Here is a 16,826-nt window from a genome sequence, read left to right on the forward strand (position 1 = left end):
CTTTGATGGCAGCATCAACGAGCAAATCGACTGATTGATCCAAGAATCCCCGCGCCTTCAAGGCCGGGGAGTGTCAATTAATCATCATTACCAGAATATCTACCGATGGGCATAATATTTTTAACTTAAAATTTTTAAATATCACAAGTAGTAATTGCGCTCATAAAATCGAAATCTCCTTAAAAAAAAACCAGCAGCTCGTTTATAGATGCCCTTAATTTTGTAGGATATCCCCTAGTTAAGGTGATAATAAAATTTAATAAATCCTTGTGAGAGTTGGTGGCAGAAACGTTGTAGGTTGGCTCCACCCAACCTACAAATGATTAGATAAATTTATTACATTTAGTACAAAAATGCTAAATTCATCTACCTAAAGATAGAAAAATATAAATAAATATTGCTATCTTGATGATTTTCAATTTGCTGAATCATTCATAAGAAAGAAGTATTAGAACTGATATCTATCTAAAGTAGGTGCAAAGCTTGATGTACATAGGTACAGGAAATAACAATGTTACTTTACAAAATTGAGCATTTTAATCCCAACTACCGCCAAGCAGCTTTTGAGGACGACGATATCAAAGGGCTGGATGTGTATGGCGGAAGTACCCATGATAAAATTGGCACGATCGATACTGCGCTGGTAGATGAGACAGGACGTTTCCGCTATTTTGTGGTTGAGACTGGTTCTTGGATTTTTGACAAAAAAGTTTTACTTCCCATCGCTCTTTGTCGCGTTGATTTTAAGGGGCGGCGCGTTTACGCTATAAATTTGCGGAGTAAAGACCAAGTGGAAAACCTACCCAGGTATGAGGATGGGATGGCAGTTGATTACGATTATGAAGAACAAGTGCGGGGTATTTATCGGACTTCAACAGTAGAAGGGTCTGCACCAGTAGAAGCATCATTACCTTTAGAAGCACCTGTTCCAGTTTCGAGAACACATTCTGTCTCGCCTCAAGCTAGTAATCCTGCTTATGACCGGGATACCTATACTTACGATATAGAGCCTGAATTGTATCAGATGAACGAACAGGATCATCAAAAACTCAAACTGTACGAAGAACGATTAGTTGCAGATAAAACCCGTCGCAAAACAGGCGAGGTAATAATTGGCAAGCAAGTTGAAACCAAAACGGTACAACTGGAGGTTCCTGTAGAAAAAGAGCGAGTTGTGATTGAGCGCACTACTCCAGAATATGCAGGGAGTCGAGTAACTCCAGATACCGCCTTCAAGCAAGAAGAAATGGCACATTTTGAAATCTACGAAGAAAGTGTCAATATCAAAAAGCAAGCGTTCGTGCGCGAGGAAGTGCAAATCAGAAAAGAAGTTGAGCAAGATACGGTTGAGGAAACAGACACAGTACGTCGCGAAGAGTTAGATGTTGTAAAAACCGAATGGGAATCGGATATAAAAAAACGTAATCCGCTTTAACTCAGCCAAATAGTCTAGTTAAAAATGCAAAAATCAGGAGGATATTTTTCATGTCTAATCGCAGGCATTTACCGTCAATCAGCGTAGCCTTTTTAGCTTTAGCCGTTAGTGTCAGTGGCACTGGCTTTGTGCTAAGTTCCCAGCAAGTTGCTGCTCAACAAGCTAAATCGAAATTTCCTGATGTACCGCCGAATTACTGGGCGCGTCCGTTTATTGATTCCTTAGCTGAAAAAGACATTGTTACCGGATATCTAAACGGAAGTTTTAGACCAAAACAGGCTGTGGATCGGGATGAATTTTCGGCGATGATCCGCCAAGCTTTTAATCGAGGAAGCGTTAGAAAGATACCGAGTGGAAGTTACTTTAAGGATGTGCCTCAAAACTATTGGGCAGAAACTCCGATTAAAGAAGCTTATGAAGGGGGATTTATGAATGATTTTCCCGGAAAGGAGTTTCGTCCGAAGCAGCCTTTGACTAAGGCACAAGCATTAGTTGTGTTAATGAGGGGTTTAAATATGGATTACAATGCCCCTGTTGTCAAAACCGATCGAGCTGCTGCAACTCCAGCAAAGCCAACTCCAGTAAATAAACGTCGAATTGTTAGGAACCGTTTGGCATTTCCCCTCGCAGCGACTGTTTTGATGCAGCCGTTATTACCTGTAGTGGCAAGGCTGCAGCCTGCGGCTGCGCCCGCACCTAAATCGGCTAAGGCTGTTCCACCAACAACGACAAAAGCTGCAACTGCGCCTGCTAAAATTTCGGCATTAGATTTTCTCAATTCGTACTATAAAGATGCCGAGAAAATTCCTAAATATGCGGTTGAGCCAGTAGCAGCAGCGACAAAGGCAAAGATAGTGGTCAACTATCCAGATGCCAGAGTTCTTAATCCGAACGAGTTGCTCAGTCGGGGTAGTGCTACTGCCCTAATTCATCAAGCTTTGGTCAATCAAGGTCAGATAGAACCGCTTCCCGACAAGGATAGTGCTAAGTACATTCCTCAGAACCCACGTCGCTAGTTCTCCCATCAACATTAACTTTTTTACCCCAGGATTCGATTGACTCGAAACCAGCGATAACCGTAGGCTTCTAAAGGAATAGAGAGCGAGTCGGCATCGAGAGATTCATACAGGCGATCGCCAAATAAATCAATAAGATTGGTGTATTCGTTAGATTTGAGAGTAACCGTGCAAGGTTTGTCGGCTAGATTGTGGACGAGAAGCAATGTCCTGCCTTCCCAGTGACAGCAGTGGGCAAAAACCCAAGAACAGTCGGTTTCCAAAATTTGCCATTTTCCCCTACCGAACTCAGGACATTGCTTGCGGATGCGGATTGCACGTTCGACCCAGTTAATTAATGAGTTAGGATCGCGCTGCGCTGCGGCGACATTGACTTGTTTATAACTATATTCTCCGCTGGCGATCGCAGGTTTGGCAAGAGCATCAGTTGCAGCAGTCGAGAAGCCACCATTCGGCGCATCCGACCATTGCATCACAGTGCGGACGCTGTTTCGACCTTCCAGCGAAAGGTCATCCCCCATGCCAATTTCTTCGCCATAGCGCAGCATTGGTGTACCGGGCAAGGTGAACAGCAAGCTGTAGATTAGTTCAATCCGGCAGCGGTCATTTCCCATCATCGGTGGTAAGCGACGACGAATCCCGCGCCCGAAAATTTGCATCCTTTCATCGGGGGCGAATGCTGCAAAAATTTCCTCTCGTTCGGATGAAGAAATGCGGTCTAGCGTCAGTTCATCGTGGTGGCGCACAAAATTCAGCCACTGACAAATATCAGGAATCTCCGGTAAGATTTTTAGTCCATCGCGCAGGGCTGTGGATTCTTGACGCGCTAGGGCCAAAAACAGATATTGGTTCAGCAAAAAGTTGAACAGGACGTGCATTCTGTCGCCCTGATCAAAGTAGACGTGAATGCGATCGGGCGCGACATTTGCTTCTGCCAGCAACACTGCATCACCCTGACGCGATGACACAAATTCTCTCATTTCTTCCAAGAAACATCGCAGGTCATCGGGGCTTGTACCTTCGGTGTCAGTTTCTTTAATTAAAAAGGGAACAGCATCAATCCGAAATCCAGACACGCCCAGTTCTAGCCAGAAACCCATAATTTTGCAGATTTCTTCTCGTACCGCCGAATTGGTAATATTCAAATCTGGCTGTTCTTTATAGAAGTGATGCAAATAGTAAGAGTTGGCTTGTTCGTCGTACTCCCAAATACTGTCCTCGGCATCGGGAAACACCAGCATACTTGGATCGGTTTTGGGTGGATTTTTTGACCACACATAGTAATTGCGATATTTTGAATTTTCATCGCTTCGGGCTGCAATAAACCAAGGATGTTGGTCGGACGTATGATTTACTACCAAATCGACTAGCACCCTAATTCCTCGTTCCCCTGCTTGGTGCATGAACTCGACAAAATCTCCCAGAGTTCCCAGTCGCGGGTCAATGTTGCAGTAATCCATCACATCGTAACCGTTGTCGCGGTTAGGAGAAGGATAAAACGGCAACAACCATAAACAAGTAATTCCCAGTCCTGATAAATAATCTAGCTTGTTGGTAAGTCCCTGAAAGTCGCCTACACCATCCCCGTTCGAGTCTAGGAAGGTTTCAACATCAAGGGAGTAGACTATTGCGTCTTTATACCAGAGGTCTTTCATATTACTTAGTTAAATTGAGATATTGTATCTGTGGCAAAAACCTGATTTTTAACCAAAAATTACCATTAAAATCTATATTTATGGTTCAATAACCCGGTTATAAGTTTATTGAGAATGGTGCAAGATGTCCGATCCACACGTGCGATCGCATCTTATACCATTTTTCTAAAGATATGCTATAGATGAACTCTTAGCCCCCCCTTAGTAAGGGGCGGTTGGGGGGGTAATATCTAGCACTATTTTATGAAATTGGTATAAGATGCGATCGCGCGTGCAGATTTGATTTTTTTGCATTTTACGGACTAAAGTCCGCACTACGAACCGTTTTTGCTCCCAAGAACGGACTAAAGTCCGCACTACGAACCGTTTTTGTTATGGTAATCACTCGGACGCGATATCGGTTAAATATGCCACCCTTTTTAAGTTATGACGGCATAGGAGTTGTGTTTTTTGCTGCCAACTACTCCTCTACCCAATTGAGCAACCCAAGAGAAGTAACAGCTCCAAAAAAGTGAGCGCCAATCAGATTGACGTTTGCCATCGTCACAAAAATATCTAGGGAACGAATCACATTTTCTGGCGTATAAGCTGCGAGCGCTTGTGGTTGAGCGAGCGTTTTTGCTAAAACTACAGCAACTGTTTCTTCAGAAGCCACAAACGCGATTAATACCCCCACCAAACTAGAAATTAATCCAATCCGTAAGGTGTGAGTAATATGTTCTTTGCTGGGATATACCTGGGAATTCTCGGCGTGCAAAAGTCTGCCTAAAAGCCTATAGCGAAAATCCCAAAAAATTCTAAAGCACAGCAATAACAGGCCAACGATTGCTAAAAATACCCCGAAACCAATACCTGCATTATTATTGGTTTGCTCGCTCATGTTGCGACCCAACATAGCAAATAATAAAACAATGCCGGAAACAGCACCCAAGAATAACTGTATCCAGAAGCTAAATCTACTGAACAAGCGAAAAGTTGCGACGAATTCGCTTTGGGTCAGCGGTTGCGACAAGGATTCTGGTTGATTCATTATATACACCTTATTGCTGAATTGATAATTATCACAAACGAGGCAAGGAAGAGGCTCTTTCGGCCGATCGTCCGGGCGCAAGCGATCGCTCCTGGACGCATCAATGCCTTCAAACCTTAGTTTTTTACTTAATCTGTGGGTAACAACCAATAATTTTAGTGCATCAATCCCGGTTTCTCATCATCCCGAAGTGATATCATGTGCGATCGATTACCATAACAAAAATGGTTCGTAGTGTGGACTGAAGTCCGCTCTTAAACTGCGGACGCCAGGACGCACTACGAACCTGATTTATCGGGCTTAATTGATCGGACACGATATGAGTCCTCTATTAGACTTCTCCTCTAAAAGCCTGTAAAGAACAGACTCAAATAGCCTGTTCCACAAGAGTTATGTGAGAGGTCTATTCCTTAGTCAGGAATGGCTGAGGGATACACGCCTGTAGCAATTAGCACGGGTTTGTTGGTATACTCGGCTTCTAGCTTCTGCTTTAAGGTCAAATCCCATTGCAAATCGTATTCGCGATCGAGTTCAGCGACAACAAACTGACGCAGCACACCGGTTACGGCAACTTTCTCCCCTTCTTTCACGCTTGTTTTTGGAACGGTGTGTATCACTAACAAATCTTCTCCGCCAATTAATTTGTCTTCATCCAAGGTGAACGAGTTTGAACTTCTGATGGTTTCGACTTCACCACTCACCGCTAGTGTCTTGCCGTAGTATTTTTTGGGGTCTGAGGTGAGTTCTCCTGGTGTGGGGGCTAGGGCCATCGATTGTGCAACAATCGCGGGTTTATTTTCGTAATCGGCGTACTGATTTGGCTCTAAGCTTAATTTGTACTCGCGCTCAATATCTGCAAGCACAAAGTTGCGAACAGTTCCCGTTACTTGAATATCTTGACCCGATTCAGCCGGCAGCGCAAAAGACTTGCCTGTGGCATTGACAACCAAAATCGGTTTGCTGCCAAAAAACTTTTGATCGCTAATTGTAAAAGTCGATGGGCTTAATTTATTGATGGGTTTACTTCTGACCGTCACAGTTTTACCGAGGAGTTCTGCTGTTCTATCGACCACATTCTCAGTTGTCGTCGCAACCGTTCCGGGCGTTGTAGGTGCAGGTGCCGTAGCTTCCCGCTGTGGGGTAGAACAAGCCGGAAGTAGCATGGCGGTGAGTGCGAGGGCGATCGCACTTCCCCAAGCATTCGATAGCTTTTGAGTAGAATTGTTTAAACGATTATTAACCATTAAAAAACCTCCTTGATTTGCCTGTTTATTTTGTTCATTCCCGGACGAATCAAGCCCCTAAAAATTGGTTTCTGCATCAAGCATCTCAGCAAGCAACCCTTATTTTCAAAGAAACCTCTTTTTTTTGCCTTAGTCCTCATAAATGCCAGGACAGGATTTGAGCGTAAAAAGAGGAGTTGCTGATGCAGCAAAAGGGATGCTTTGCAGACCGATTAATAAAGTTCCAGAGTTGAAGCTTCGTAATATCCTTGGTGTTTTTTCCAGCGATTGAGTTTATACATAGATCCCTCCTGACGTAATCTTTCAAATTCAGTCAGAGTTTGCCACTTTTTGGGCGATCGAATAGTCGCTGGTAACTGCTTACTTTTGAAACAGTACCAAAGTTTGTTCGCTGGTGCGATCGCCATTGTTAGAACTAAGGTTCACTTCGTATTTGGTTCCTGGTAGAGCAACCGTGGGATTAAAAGCAAAGCTGAAGTTACCTTGTTCGTCCGCTTTAATTGTGCGTTCGAGGATATTTCGTTCAAACCCAAACAAACCTGCCACCGAAGAGGTAGCCTGAACCTTGACATTAACAGTCGCATTTGGGGCGCTGCGTCCTTCCACTTCAACCGTCCCGCTGACGCGAGCATTTTCTTCGGGAGTGATAATTTCTAGAGGCATTTCGGCAGTCTTAACACTGCTATTATCGCCAGCAACTAAATCTCGATCTAAACGGGAACGAACAACTTGATTTCCCGACTGCAAACTAGCAGTAACCTTCGCACCTTCTGGGGGGAAATAATCTTGCCGGCGGATCGTATATCCGCCTGTGTAAACGCCGTTGGATTCTTCCCGCATGGGGATGTCATAGGCCACTCCTTCAATGGAGAAAGTAGCTGTAGCGTTGGGAGTGCCCATCAATGTGAAATTAAGCCTTGTTCCCGGATCTAACTGCTCTACGGATTGAGCGCTGAAGCGGTCAACAGACAATGATTGAAAGCGGCGATCGCTATTACCAGCAAGTAGAGGTTGTTGCAAGCGAGTGCTGCTGATGCGATCGCCCTGTTGCAAATTTGCCCGCACAACTGTATTTTCGGAAATGCGATCGCCCTCGCGGCTCGTGTAGCTTACCTCATAAACTCCCGGTTGAACCTCCCGCATCGGCAGATTTTGCACTGCATTTGGGATAGTCAAGGTAGCTCTAGAATAGGGGGTTCCTCGCAGCACGAAAAATAATTCTGTTCCCGGATCTAATCGCTGTACTGGATATGCGGTAAAACTGTCGATATCCGAGCCTACTACTCTTTGTTGAGCTACTTGGATAGAGGGTTTGGGATTAGCTCGCGCCATTTCCGGCAAATAAACGACTGAACTCAACAGAGCGAGTCCAATCGCGGTTGAAAATGATTTTATTTTCATGAAATACTCCTTACTTGAGACAACCAACCTTTGACATTATTAATGTGAAAATTTAAATAATTAAAAATAGACTTTCGCAAAAGGTCGATTGTCTGTGTTCTACAATCTTTGAAATTTTTGTTTCTCTATCTATCTAACCTCAACTAGCCACACTTTGCCATCTGTCGGAGGCAATAAGAAAATATCTATCCGATGAAAGACGATCAAGGAAAAAGTGATGATGTTGCTTTGAGTTAAGTGCGATCGCTCGGACTATTGGCGATCGAGGCTTGACTCCCAACTTCCGCATCGGAGCGCGTCCATTCTTGCAGCGCCCAGAAGCTAGTTAGGGCAGCTATTCCAGAACCCAAACTATCCATAATCAAATCAATTATCGTATCGTCCACACTCCCAATAACTTCGCTAGAAAGAACGATGCCAGCCGTCCATTCGGTAATTTCCCACAAAGCACCGATCGCAATTCCAAAACTGGTTATCGTTAGCAAGTACAGCAGTTTGCGATCGCGAAAAATCGTCAGCATTGAACTGTAGGCTAAAAAACTCAATGCTAAAGTCACAGCAAAAATTGTGAAGGCGTGAACAATTTCATCATAAGGCCCCTGCTGGTAAAACAGTCCCCAAGCCCAGCCTCCGGCATTCAGCAAAGCAGCAAACACAAACAGAAAATCAAACAGCGCTGGCAAGCGATCGTCCATCACGACAAACACCACAGATGCTGCTAAAAATAAGCCTAACCCCAAGACATTTTCCCACTTTCCTTGACTGACAGCAACTATTACTGCTATGGTTAATAACGCCTGCCCTACCCAAGCTGCAACTCGATAGCCGCGCCAGTTTGTACTCATCATTACCGTCCTTTCATCTCCAGAGATATTTTTTTACGAATTGTGTTGGGAGCGAGCAATTTATCAGTGCAGAATTTGCCGGTAACGAGCTTCAATTACTGAGTAGATGCCATAGGAAATCAAACCCAAAGCCACTAAACCCAGAATCCACGGGCCAAATGGCTGTTGTTGCAGGGATGCCAGCGCCTCGCCAAATCCTTTAGCTTCACTGGCATCCGATTGCTTGGCAGCTTGAATTAAGAAAACACCGATGATACTGAAGACAATACCGCGAGCCGCAATCCCCAGCCTACCCAGCCGCACCGCCCAAGTTTGCTCGTTTTGGCTCATTTGATGAAGTTTGAAATTGTGGCGAAATTTTCCTTTAAATGCCTTATAAATGTAAGAAAAACCGATACCGATTGTGACTGCTCCTCCCAGCCCTACCAGCCATTGCCCAAAAGGTTGAGATAAAAACCAAGCGGTCCAATCTTGAGTTGAATTGCCCCTGCTACCGCCGGAACCGAGCATTAATTTGACAGCAGTCACCGCCAAACCTGCATAAGCTAACCCACTAAAAGCGTACCCAATGCGCGTCGCAATTCGCTTGGCATCCATTTTTTCGCCAGCGTGTTCCGGATCGAGAATAGTTTGAACAATCCGCAACAAAACGTACCCAACAATACCAATTGTGACCAGAAACAGCAGGAATTTTCCGAAGGGTTGGGAGACAATTGTGGTTAATGCACCCTTAGTATCGGTTGTTTTGCCACCAGATCCAAAAGCTGCTTGTGCGGCTAGAAAACCGATGATAAAGTAAACTAAGCCTTTGGCGGCATATCCCAGTCTTGCCAGTCGCTCGAACCAGGGATGAGAACTTGCGCGCCGGACGGGTTCTTTAATGCTATCGGTGGGTGAGTTGCGCCGTGTCATATTTTTCTACAATTTGGAATTAGTTGGGTATTCCAGCCGCCTCTTCATAAATTTAGTGCGATCGCGCAGCGTGCCGGAGGCAGGTCGCTAGCCTATTTTTGGTTAGTAAGAAGACAACCAAAAAAGGGAAATTCTGAGTAAAATGAGGTTTTTTTTGATGCGGATTTAGTATTAATATTTATTCCACTATTATTTTCTACTGTTCAGAGATTTTTGGCATCCCTCCAGGTAGGTAAATCAGTCATTCGATTTTAGATTTTAGATTTTAGATTTTGGATTTTCGATTGACCCCACGGATCAATCCCGGGGCTTGTACCACCTTTGAAATTCGCTTGTCAGGGCGATCGCCATCAAATAGCCTCTATGGAGGATTAGCCCAGGATGGGATTGGCTCGGCACCGGCGATCGCCCCGTGCTTTTTAGTTGGTCGAATTACGCGCACAATCTATCTTAGGTACGAGAATTTTTAAATTGAATGTACGGGGAATATATCTTAAGTAAGATTTGGGGCAATCTGCTGGAATTCTGCACAATCTTTCCCATAGGTAGGTATGCTGTAGAAAATAGATTTCTCCAAAAAAGATTTTCCAAGACAGACGGGACGGCTATCCCACAAGAATTATCGGAGAAGTTTCATGAAAATTGCGCTCTCAAACTTGAGAACCTGGTTAAACCCGATCGCGATCGCACTTGTCTTTGGTTTAATCTCAGATATTGCACCATTCCTGTAGAACCTGTAGGAGGGGTTTATGTTGTGGGTTTAGGAGAGTGGATCGGTTTTTGGGCTTTGATAGTCTCGCTCTATATTTTGTGGAAAATTAGAGCGGTCATTTTATTGTTTTTTACTGCGGTAATTTTAGCGATCGCTCTCAACCGTTTAGTGCGAAGATTGCAGCAGTCTGGTGCTAGGCGCGAAGTGGCGATCGCTTTAACAGTTGGCATTTTAGTGGTGATCTCATCTGTTTTTATTTTGCTGATATTCACGCGCCTCAGCTCTCAGTTTGAAGAGCTAACTCAACTCATCCCGCTAGGTATAGAACAACTGCGATTGTGGATCGACTGGTTGCAAGCAAGAGTGCCCGAACCGGCATTAAATAATATTCCCAATCTTAATAATTTAAGCCGACAACTCCAAACCCTTTCTCAGTGGGTTATTTCCCATATCTATCTATTTTTATCCAACTCCCTCAGTTTAGTAATTAAATTCTTGTTAATTACCGTTTTGACAATTATGCTTGTGGTAAATCCCGTGCCGTACGGCCGAGTAATAATCAGCCTTTTTCCCGCTTTTTACCGCCAGCGAGTCGATGGAATCCTGACTCAATGTGAAAAAAGTTTAATGGGCTGGTTGGCGGGAGTTGCATTGAGCATGACTTTTATTGGCATTGCGAGCACTGTGGGTCTGTTTCTCTTGCAAGTGCAACTGCCTTTTATTAACGGATTTTTAGCATTTTTATTAGCTTTAATTCCTTATGTTGGCGCGATTTTGAGCGTAGTTCCACCAATGCTGCTAGCTTTGTTGGATTCTCCAGGAAAAGCAGGTGCCGTATTGTTACTTTATTTTGCAATTCAACAAATAGAAGGCAATTTTATTACACCTATAATCATGGAAAAACAAGTGTCTCTGCTCCCGGCATACACCTTAGCTTTGTTGGGAGCATTTGGTTCTTTATTGGGTTTTTTAGGATTATTGCTAGCCCTCCCAATCCTAATTGTTGTTCAAACTTGGGTTAAAGAAGTTGTAATCAAAGATATACTAGATCGCTGGCAGACTGCTCCCTCAGAAAAGCCATCTAATCCCCCATAAAGCTATATTTGTCAAGGCTAATAAATGTTAATTTTCTCAATCAATCAACCGATGACACTCCCGCTTAAAACCGATAACAAAAATCTCTAAATAAGCTAATTATTAAGTTAGTAAATAATAATATAAATCGTTTGTTTAAGAACTCAGTTAACTGGAAAGGAATGCACCATTGCCTATGGCAGCAGTCGTAAACAACTAAAGTATAAAAAATATGAAACGGCACAACTCACCCACCGACAGCATTAAACACTCAATTGGACAGGCAGCTTCTCATGCCTGGTTTGAGCGACTGGCAAGATTGGGATATGCTTCCAAAGGCTTAGTTTACTTTATTGTCGGTTTTCTAGCAGCACAAGCAGCCTTTAGTACGGGTGGCAGGACAACCGATACTAGCGGTGCATTATCAGCAATTGTTAACCAACCGTTCGGTAAATTTCTGCTATTTCTTGTAACGATTGGCATTATTGGTTATGCCCTTTGGCGTATCGTTCAGACAATTCTCGACCCCGAACACCAAGGACAGAAAATGGATGCCAAGCGAATTGCCCAACGCATTGGCTACGCCTTAAGTGCTTTTGGTTACGCAGGTTTGGCTTTAACTGCTGTAAAACTGATAATGGGTTCGGGCGGTGGTAATAGCGATACAACCGAAGATTTGACAGCCCAAATTTTAGCGCAACCGTTTGGACAATGGCTGGTAGGATTGGCGGGATCAATTGTTATTGGTGTCGGTTTTTCTTATTTTTACGAAGCATATAAAGCGAAATTCCGCCGCCATTTCAAGCTAGATGAAATGAGCCAAACCGAGCAAACTTGGGCGACACGGTTGGGTAGATTTGGAATTGCGGTCCGCGGGATTGTTTTCGTGATAATCGGTCTTTTCTTAATTCAAGCAGCAAGGCTATCGGATGCCAGTCAAACGAAGGGATTGGGCGATGTGTTGGGAATTCTGGCACAACAGCCTTTTAGTCCAGTGATTTTGGGTCTAGTACCTTTGGGTTTACAGCACTTCCGGATGTTATGAGGTACAATAATAAGAGATTAAAAAAATACACCAATGAAAGCATATTCAGTAGATTTGCGAACAAAAATAGTAGCAGCCCATCAAGATCAGAAGCTGTCGATCAGAAAAACAGCAGCGATATTTTCCGTCAGTAAAAGCTTAGTTCAAAAACTGGTCAAGTAACAAAAAATAGAGGGGAATTTACAGCCGAAACCCAGGGGGAAACCGAGATACAGTCATTTGAATAATTCCACAGCTTCTTTGAGAGAAATAGTGGCAGCACATCCCGATGCAACCTTACTAGAATTGTGTGAGTTATTTGCCCAGAAGACGGGAAATTGGGTGGGTAGAACAGCCATGTGTAATGCCTTACAAAAGTTGGGATTAAATCGTAAAAAAAAAACCTTGAGAAGTAGCCAAGCCGGCACTGAAAGAGTCATGAAATTAAGGTTAGAGTATTGGGAAAAAGTTAAGCATATCGACCCAAAAAATCTAGTCTTTTTAGATGAGACTGGAGTATTGCTAGGTTTAACCAGAACTCATGCACGTTCCCAACGAGGGACGAGAGCCTATGCGGTCAAACCTTTTTATCGAGGTAAGAAAGTCACAGTAATTGGTGCAATTAGTCTCACGCAAGTAGTGGCATTAATAACCCTAGACAACTCGATGGAGGGCAAAGCATTTGAGGTATTTATTGAGCAATGTTTAGTGCCACAATTGTGGGCGGGAGCAGTAGTAGTGATGGATAACTTACCAGCGCATAAAGTAGATTCAATTAAGCCTCTGATTGAAGGTGTGGGTGCTTCTATCTTGTGTTTGTCCCCATACTCTCCTGATTTTAATCCTATTGAATTATGGTGGTCGCAACTCAAATCTTTATTGCGACAGTTTTCACCAACCAGCACTAAAATGGTTGACACGATAATTGCTGTGGCTCTTGACTTAATTAATCCGAAACATCTTAAAAACTGGTTTACTAATTGCTGCTACTGTACCTCATAACATCCGGAAGTGCTGTAATTGCCTATGGCATCTACTCGGTAATTGAAGCTCGCTATCGGCGAATTTTTCGCTCATAAGCTTGCCCGTTATACAGAAAGTTATGAATTTTGAGTACAAGATAATTTTTTGTGAATCAAAAACTTATCTAACTCAAAACTCAAAACTTTTACAAAGCGTCCTGATTAAATCACCTGCTTTTAAGTCTGGATCTTTTAAGTCAAAACTTAACATTCAAAACTCAAAACTTAAAACTCAAAACTCCTAAAAACTTATGGCACAAATTGGTTATCATGCTTCCCACGAACAGTTTAAGCCCAGCGAACTGCTGAAATATGTCCAAATGGCAGAACGAGCTGGCTTTACCCATGCCCTTTCTTCCGATCACTTTCATCCTTGGAGTGAAGCGCAAGGACAAAGTGGTTTTGCTTGGTCTTGGTTGGGTGCAGCAATGCAAGCCACGCCGACGCTTTCCTATCGGGTTGTTTGCGCTCCCGGACAGCGGTATCATCCGGCTATTATTGCCCAAGCTGCGGCAACGTTGGCAGAAATGTTTCCAAATCGTTTTTGGCTCACGGTTGGCAGCGGTCAAGCGTTGAACGAACATATTACTGGGGATAAGTGGCCTACAAAGATCGATCGCAACGCGCGCCTCAAAGAATGTGTCGATATTATCCGCGCCCTTTGGGCAGGAGAAACCGTCACCCATCGTGGCTTAGTGTGCGTAGAAGATGCAAAACTCTATACCCGCCCGGAAATTCTCCCATTAATTATCGGCGCCGCAGTTACCCCAGAAACCGCAGAATGGTTGGGCAGTTGGGCAGATGGATTAATTACTACTTCTCGCCCACCTGAAAAGTTAAAAAAAGTCGTCGATGCGTTTCGTCGCGGTGGTGGAGAAGGAAAACCAATGATTTTGAAAGTGCAGCTTTCCTATGACAGTAATGCAGAAAAAGCACTACAAGGCGCTCATCATCAATGGCGTAGTAACATCTTCAAAAGTAAAATGCTGACTGAACTGATAACACCCGATCAATTTGATGCCGCCGGGGAGTTTGTACAACCAGAAGAGTTATATCAACACGTCCGCATCTCGGCAGACCAAGAGCAGCATATTGAGTGGTTGCAAAAAGATATTGAATTGGGGTTTGATGAACTAATTTTGCACAACGTTAACCGAGAACAAGAGCAGTTTATTGAGGTGTTTGGCGAAAAAGTAGTGCCAGCGCTGACCAAAACTTAATCTTGGCATCTACCTCATTCAAGGCTTTAAATTCTGATTCAATAATTGCTGAATCTCAGCCCGCAAAGCAGCCATTTCAGTTTGAAGTGCTGCAATTGATTTCGCTCCTGCTAATTCTGCTTCGTCATCCTCTGCATCGCGACCAATAAAAAATGTGGCGATGGTCGCAGTTACATAACCAAAAACCGCAAACGCATAGAGTGCCAGAACAAGGCAAAGTATGCGACCTTCTGGCGTTTTGGGCCAATATTCCGAACCCATTGTCATCATTAGCATAGCCGTCCACCATAAGGCTGTGCCGTAATTATTTAACCCGGAGGAACCATCGGCGACATCTTTTTCAAAAGCATACATCCCTGCTGCACCTACCAAGGTAATAATTATCGTTAGTCCTACGACATAACCAAATCCGCGACGGCTAACACTCGCAGCTAATGCCCGCATCCCTCGATTCGTACCAGTCATAACTCGCAACAACTGCAAACTTCGCATAGCCCGTGCTGTTTTGAATGCTCGCACCACTCGTACAATCCGAAAGGTACGCAAAGCGGGCAACAGCAGAGAAAAAGCCGTTATCCAATGGCTTTTGATATAGGAAATTTTGCGGGGTGCCAAGGCAAATTTAACTAGAAAATCTGCAATAAAGATAATCCAAATAGTAGTGCTAATGACTTCTAGCAGTGGGTTTAATCCCCAAATTAATTCAATAATAAATAGGGCTAACCACACAAATGCCAGCACCAGCATGGGAGCTTCCAGCCAATCTTCTAACTGTTGAAAAATCTCGCTTTGCTCTTGTTCTATGGCTTGTTTTTCTGCCAGGTTGGGGGTCTTCATCTACCTACCAAATCATTAGAAGTTGTCTTTTACGCTGCATTTTAGCATAAGCTTTCGCCAACGGCACAGCAGTAAAGCCGTGGGCGATTATGGACGCGCAAATAATTAGGCTACCAATGACCCAAGCTGACTCTAATCCTGTTTTATGTAGCGCCAGCGTGGCATAGAAAATCGCTGCCGCCCCGATAGGACCCAACCATCCTAAAAACAAAGTATCCTGCCAGCTTTTTAGCTGACCCAGCTCATGTGGGCGAAGACAGCGCAACTACAAACCTTTGTTCAATTCATTCGCACTCTAACGCCCTTCCCTCTTCACCTCCAACTCTTCACGACGCAGTGTTTCCGTTGCCTCAACAATCTCCGTTTCAACTTCTTTCCTGATGTTAACTTCTTCGCGCACAAAAGCTTCTTTTTTGATATCAGCAGTTTCTTCGTAAACGTCCATACGCATCACCTTTTCCTGCTTGAATGGAGTATCCCGATTTACTGGCGCACCTGCCTTTTCGGGAGTTATACTCTCAATTACCACTCGCTCTTTTTCTGTTGGAATTGAAACCCGTGCCGTTTCGGTTTCAACTCGCTTGCCAATTGCTACCTCGCCAGTTTTGTGACGGCTTTTTTCTGCAACCAGTCGTTCTTCGTAGAGTCGGAATTTGTGATGCTCGCGCTCGTTCATCTGATACAATTGAGGCTCTTGTTCGTAAGTGTAGGTGTTGCGGTCATAACCAGCAGCGCTAGCTTGGTTAGAGACAGAACGGGGCATAGAAACTGGTGCAGATTCTTGTACAGGCAATGAGGTTTCTAAAGGCAATGATGCTTCTACAGGTGCAGACCCTTCTACAGTTCGAGTACGATAAACACCCCGCACTTGTTCTTCATAATCGTAATCAACTACCATCCCATCCTCATACCTGGGTAGTTTTTCTGCTTGGTCTTTACTCCTCAAACCCGTCGCGTAGATGCGCTCTGCATCAACCTCCACTCGACAAAGAGCAACTGGAACTAATACCTTCTTGCCAAATATCCAGAAACCCGTGTCAACAACAAAATATCGGAAACGTCCTGTCTCATCAACTAGCGCTGTATCGATGGAGCCAATCTTCTCATCTGTATTTCCAGCATAGATATCCAGACCTTTGATATCTTCGCCATTAAAAGCAGCTTCGCGGTAGTTGGGATTAAAATCTTCTATTTTGTAAAGTAACATACGAACTCTTCCCTTTCTATCTACATCAACTTATGCCCCCATTTTAGAGAGAACTCAAATTTGATGCTTCCTTCTTATGAAGGATTAAGTGAAACAGAATAGTAGGATGAGTAGATTGTATCGGCTCAATAAGTAGGGGTAGCACAGAAAAAAAAGTAAGCAGAGTGCACAAAGTGTCATAAAATAGGACAC

Annotated in this window: 15 protein-coding genes; 7 read left to right on the plus strand and 8 right to left on the minus strand. The window is 43.8% G+C overall.

Annotated features, from left to right (window positions below):
- Nucleotides 1-511: 511 nt before the first annotated feature.
- Complete coding sequence (locus tag QUA44_RS28590; RefSeq protein ID WP_333256743.1) at nt 512-1,435, plus strand: DUF2382 domain-containing protein; 924 nt, start codon at nt 512-514, stop codon at nt 1,433-1,435.
- Between the two features lie 50 nt (nt 1,436-1,485).
- Nucleotides 1,486-2,451 (plus strand): S-layer homology domain-containing protein, encoded by a 966-nt coding sequence (locus QUA44_RS28595; RefSeq protein WP_333256745.1) that lies wholly within the window; start codon nt 1,486-1,488, stop codon nt 2,449-2,451.
- Between the two features lie 23 nt (nt 2,452-2,474).
- Here QUA44_RS28595 and QUA44_RS28600 read toward each other — a convergent pair whose 3' ends face one another.
- From QUA44_RS28600 to QUA44_RS28625, 6 genes are all read right to left on the minus strand, one after another.
- Nucleotides 2,475-4,106, minus strand: a complete 1,632-nt coding sequence (locus tag QUA44_RS28600) for an alpha-amylase family protein (protein WP_333256748.1) — start codon at nt 4,104-4,106, stop codon at nt 2,475-2,477.
- A gap of 460 nt (nt 4,107-4,566) precedes the next feature.
- Entirely contained in the window at nt 4,567-5,136 is a 570-nt protein-coding gene (locus QUA44_RS28605) for a DUF3611 family protein (protein WP_333256751.1), read from the minus strand.
- Nucleotides 5,137-5,546: 410 nt separating this feature from the next.
- Nucleotides 5,547-6,380, minus strand: a complete 834-nt coding sequence (locus QUA44_RS28610) for a hypothetical protein (protein ID WP_333256753.1) — start codon at nt 6,378-6,380, stop codon at nt 5,547-5,549.
- 360 nt (nt 6,381-6,740) lie between these two features.
- On the minus strand, nt 6,741-7,781 hold the full coding sequence (locus QUA44_RS28615) for a hypothetical protein (protein WP_333256756.1): 1,041 nt from the start codon (nt 7,779-7,781) through the stop codon (nt 6,741-6,743).
- Between the two features lie 233 nt (nt 7,782-8,014).
- Nucleotides 8,015-8,629, minus strand: coding sequence for a hypothetical protein (locus tag QUA44_RS28620; RefSeq protein ID WP_333256761.1), 615 nt, complete (start codon nt 8,627-8,629; stop codon nt 8,015-8,017).
- A gap of 60 nt (nt 8,630-8,689) precedes the next feature.
- Nucleotides 8,690-9,538: a DUF1206 domain-containing protein gene (locus tag QUA44_RS28625; RefSeq protein WP_333256763.1), complete on the minus strand. Its 849-nt coding sequence runs from the start codon at nt 9,536-9,538 to the stop codon at nt 8,690-8,692.
- A gap of 284 nt (nt 9,539-9,822) precedes the next feature.
- On the opposite strand from QUA44_RS28625, the gene QUA44_RS28630 reads away from it, so the two are divergent.
- From QUA44_RS28630 to QUA44_RS28650, 5 genes are all read left to right on the plus strand, one after another.
- Complete coding sequence (locus tag QUA44_RS28630) at nt 9,823-10,008, plus strand: hypothetical protein (protein WP_333256766.1); 186 nt, start codon at nt 9,823-9,825, stop codon at nt 10,006-10,008.
- 5 nt (nt 10,009-10,013) lie between these two features.
- Complete coding sequence (locus QUA44_RS28635; RefSeq protein WP_333256769.1) at nt 10,014-11,345, plus strand: AI-2E family transporter; 1,332 nt, start codon at nt 10,014-10,016, stop codon at nt 11,343-11,345.
- 211 nt (nt 11,346-11,556) lie between these two features.
- Nucleotides 11,557-12,369 (plus strand): DUF1206 domain-containing protein, encoded by an 813-nt coding sequence (locus QUA44_RS28640; protein WP_333256772.1) that lies wholly within the window; start codon nt 11,557-11,559, stop codon nt 12,367-12,369.
- 168 nt (nt 12,370-12,537) lie between these two features.
- The gene (locus QUA44_RS28645) at nt 12,538-13,350 is read left to right on the plus strand and encodes an IS630 family transposase (RefSeq protein ID WP_333256787.1); all 813 of its coding nucleotides are present in this window, start codon (nt 12,538-12,540) and stop codon (nt 13,348-13,350) included.
- 271 nt (nt 13,351-13,621) lie between these two features.
- Nucleotides 13,622-14,590 (plus strand): TIGR03885 family FMN-dependent LLM class oxidoreductase, encoded by a 969-nt coding sequence (locus QUA44_RS28650; protein WP_333256778.1) that lies wholly within the window; start codon nt 13,622-13,624, stop codon nt 14,588-14,590.
- A gap of 18 nt (nt 14,591-14,608) precedes the next feature.
- On the opposite strand, the gene QUA44_RS28655 is transcribed toward QUA44_RS28650, so the two are convergent.
- Together QUA44_RS28655 and QUA44_RS28660 are read right to left on the minus strand one after the other, a co-directional pair.
- On the minus strand, nt 14,609-15,427 hold the full coding sequence (locus QUA44_RS28655) for an ion transporter (protein ID WP_333256781.1): 819 nt from the start codon (nt 15,425-15,427) through the stop codon (nt 14,609-14,611).
- Nucleotides 15,428-15,722: 295 nt separating this feature from the next.
- Nucleotides 15,723-16,634 carry a DUF2382 domain-containing protein gene (locus QUA44_RS28660; RefSeq protein WP_333256784.1) on the minus strand — a complete coding sequence of 304 codons (912 nt, stop codon included), beginning with the start codon at nt 16,632-16,634 and terminating at the stop codon, nt 15,723-15,725.
- Nucleotides 16,635-16,826 lie beyond the last annotated feature (192 nt).

The organism is Microcoleus sp. N9_A2, from assembly GCF_036701775.1.
Classification (GTDB): Bacteria; Cyanobacteriota; Cyanobacteriia; order Cyanobacteriales; family Microcoleaceae; genus Microcoleus.

Coding starts and splice junctions, on each gene's coding strand:
- QUA44_RS28590 (WP_333256743.1), top strand. CDS start 512: ATGTTACTTTACAAAATTGAGCATTTTAATCCCAACTACCGCCAAGCA.
- QUA44_RS28595 (WP_333256745.1), top strand. CDS start 1,486: ATGTCTAATCGCAGGCATTTACCGTCAATCAGCGTAGCCTTTTTAGCT.
- QUA44_RS28600 (WP_333256748.1), bottom strand. CDS start 4,106: ATGAAAGACCTCTGGTATAAAGACGCAATAGTCTACTCCCTTGATGTT.
- QUA44_RS28605 (WP_333256751.1), bottom strand. CDS start 5,136: ATGAATCAACCAGAATCCTTGTCGCAACCGCTGACCCAAAGCGAATTC.
- QUA44_RS28610 (WP_333256753.1), bottom strand. CDS start 6,380: ATGGTTAATAATCGTTTAAACAATTCTACTCAAAAGCTATCGAATGCT.
- QUA44_RS28615 (WP_333256756.1), bottom strand. CDS start 7,781: ATGAAAATAAAATCATTTTCAACCGCGATTGGACTCGCTCTGTTGAGT.
- QUA44_RS28620 (WP_333256761.1), bottom strand. CDS start 8,629: ATGATGAGTACAAACTGGCGCGGCTATCGAGTTGCAGCTTGGGTAGGG.
- QUA44_RS28625 (WP_333256763.1), bottom strand. CDS start 9,538: ATGACACGGCGCAACTCACCCACCGATAGCATTAAAGAACCCGTCCGG.
- QUA44_RS28635 (WP_333256769.1), top strand. CDS start 10,014: ATGTACGGGGAATATATCTTAAGTAAGATTTGGGGCAATCTGCTGGAA.
- QUA44_RS28640 (WP_333256772.1), top strand. CDS start 11,557: ATGAAACGGCACAACTCACCCACCGACAGCATTAAACACTCAATTGGA.
- QUA44_RS28650 (WP_333256778.1), top strand. CDS start 13,622: ATGGCACAAATTGGTTATCATGCTTCCCACGAACAGTTTAAGCCCAGC.
- QUA44_RS28655 (WP_333256781.1), bottom strand. CDS start 15,427: ATGAAGACCCCCAACCTGGCAGAAAAACAAGCCATAGAACAAGAGCAA.
- QUA44_RS28660 (WP_333256784.1), bottom strand. CDS start 16,634: ATGTTACTTTACAAAATAGAAGATTTTAATCCCAACTACCGCGAAGCT.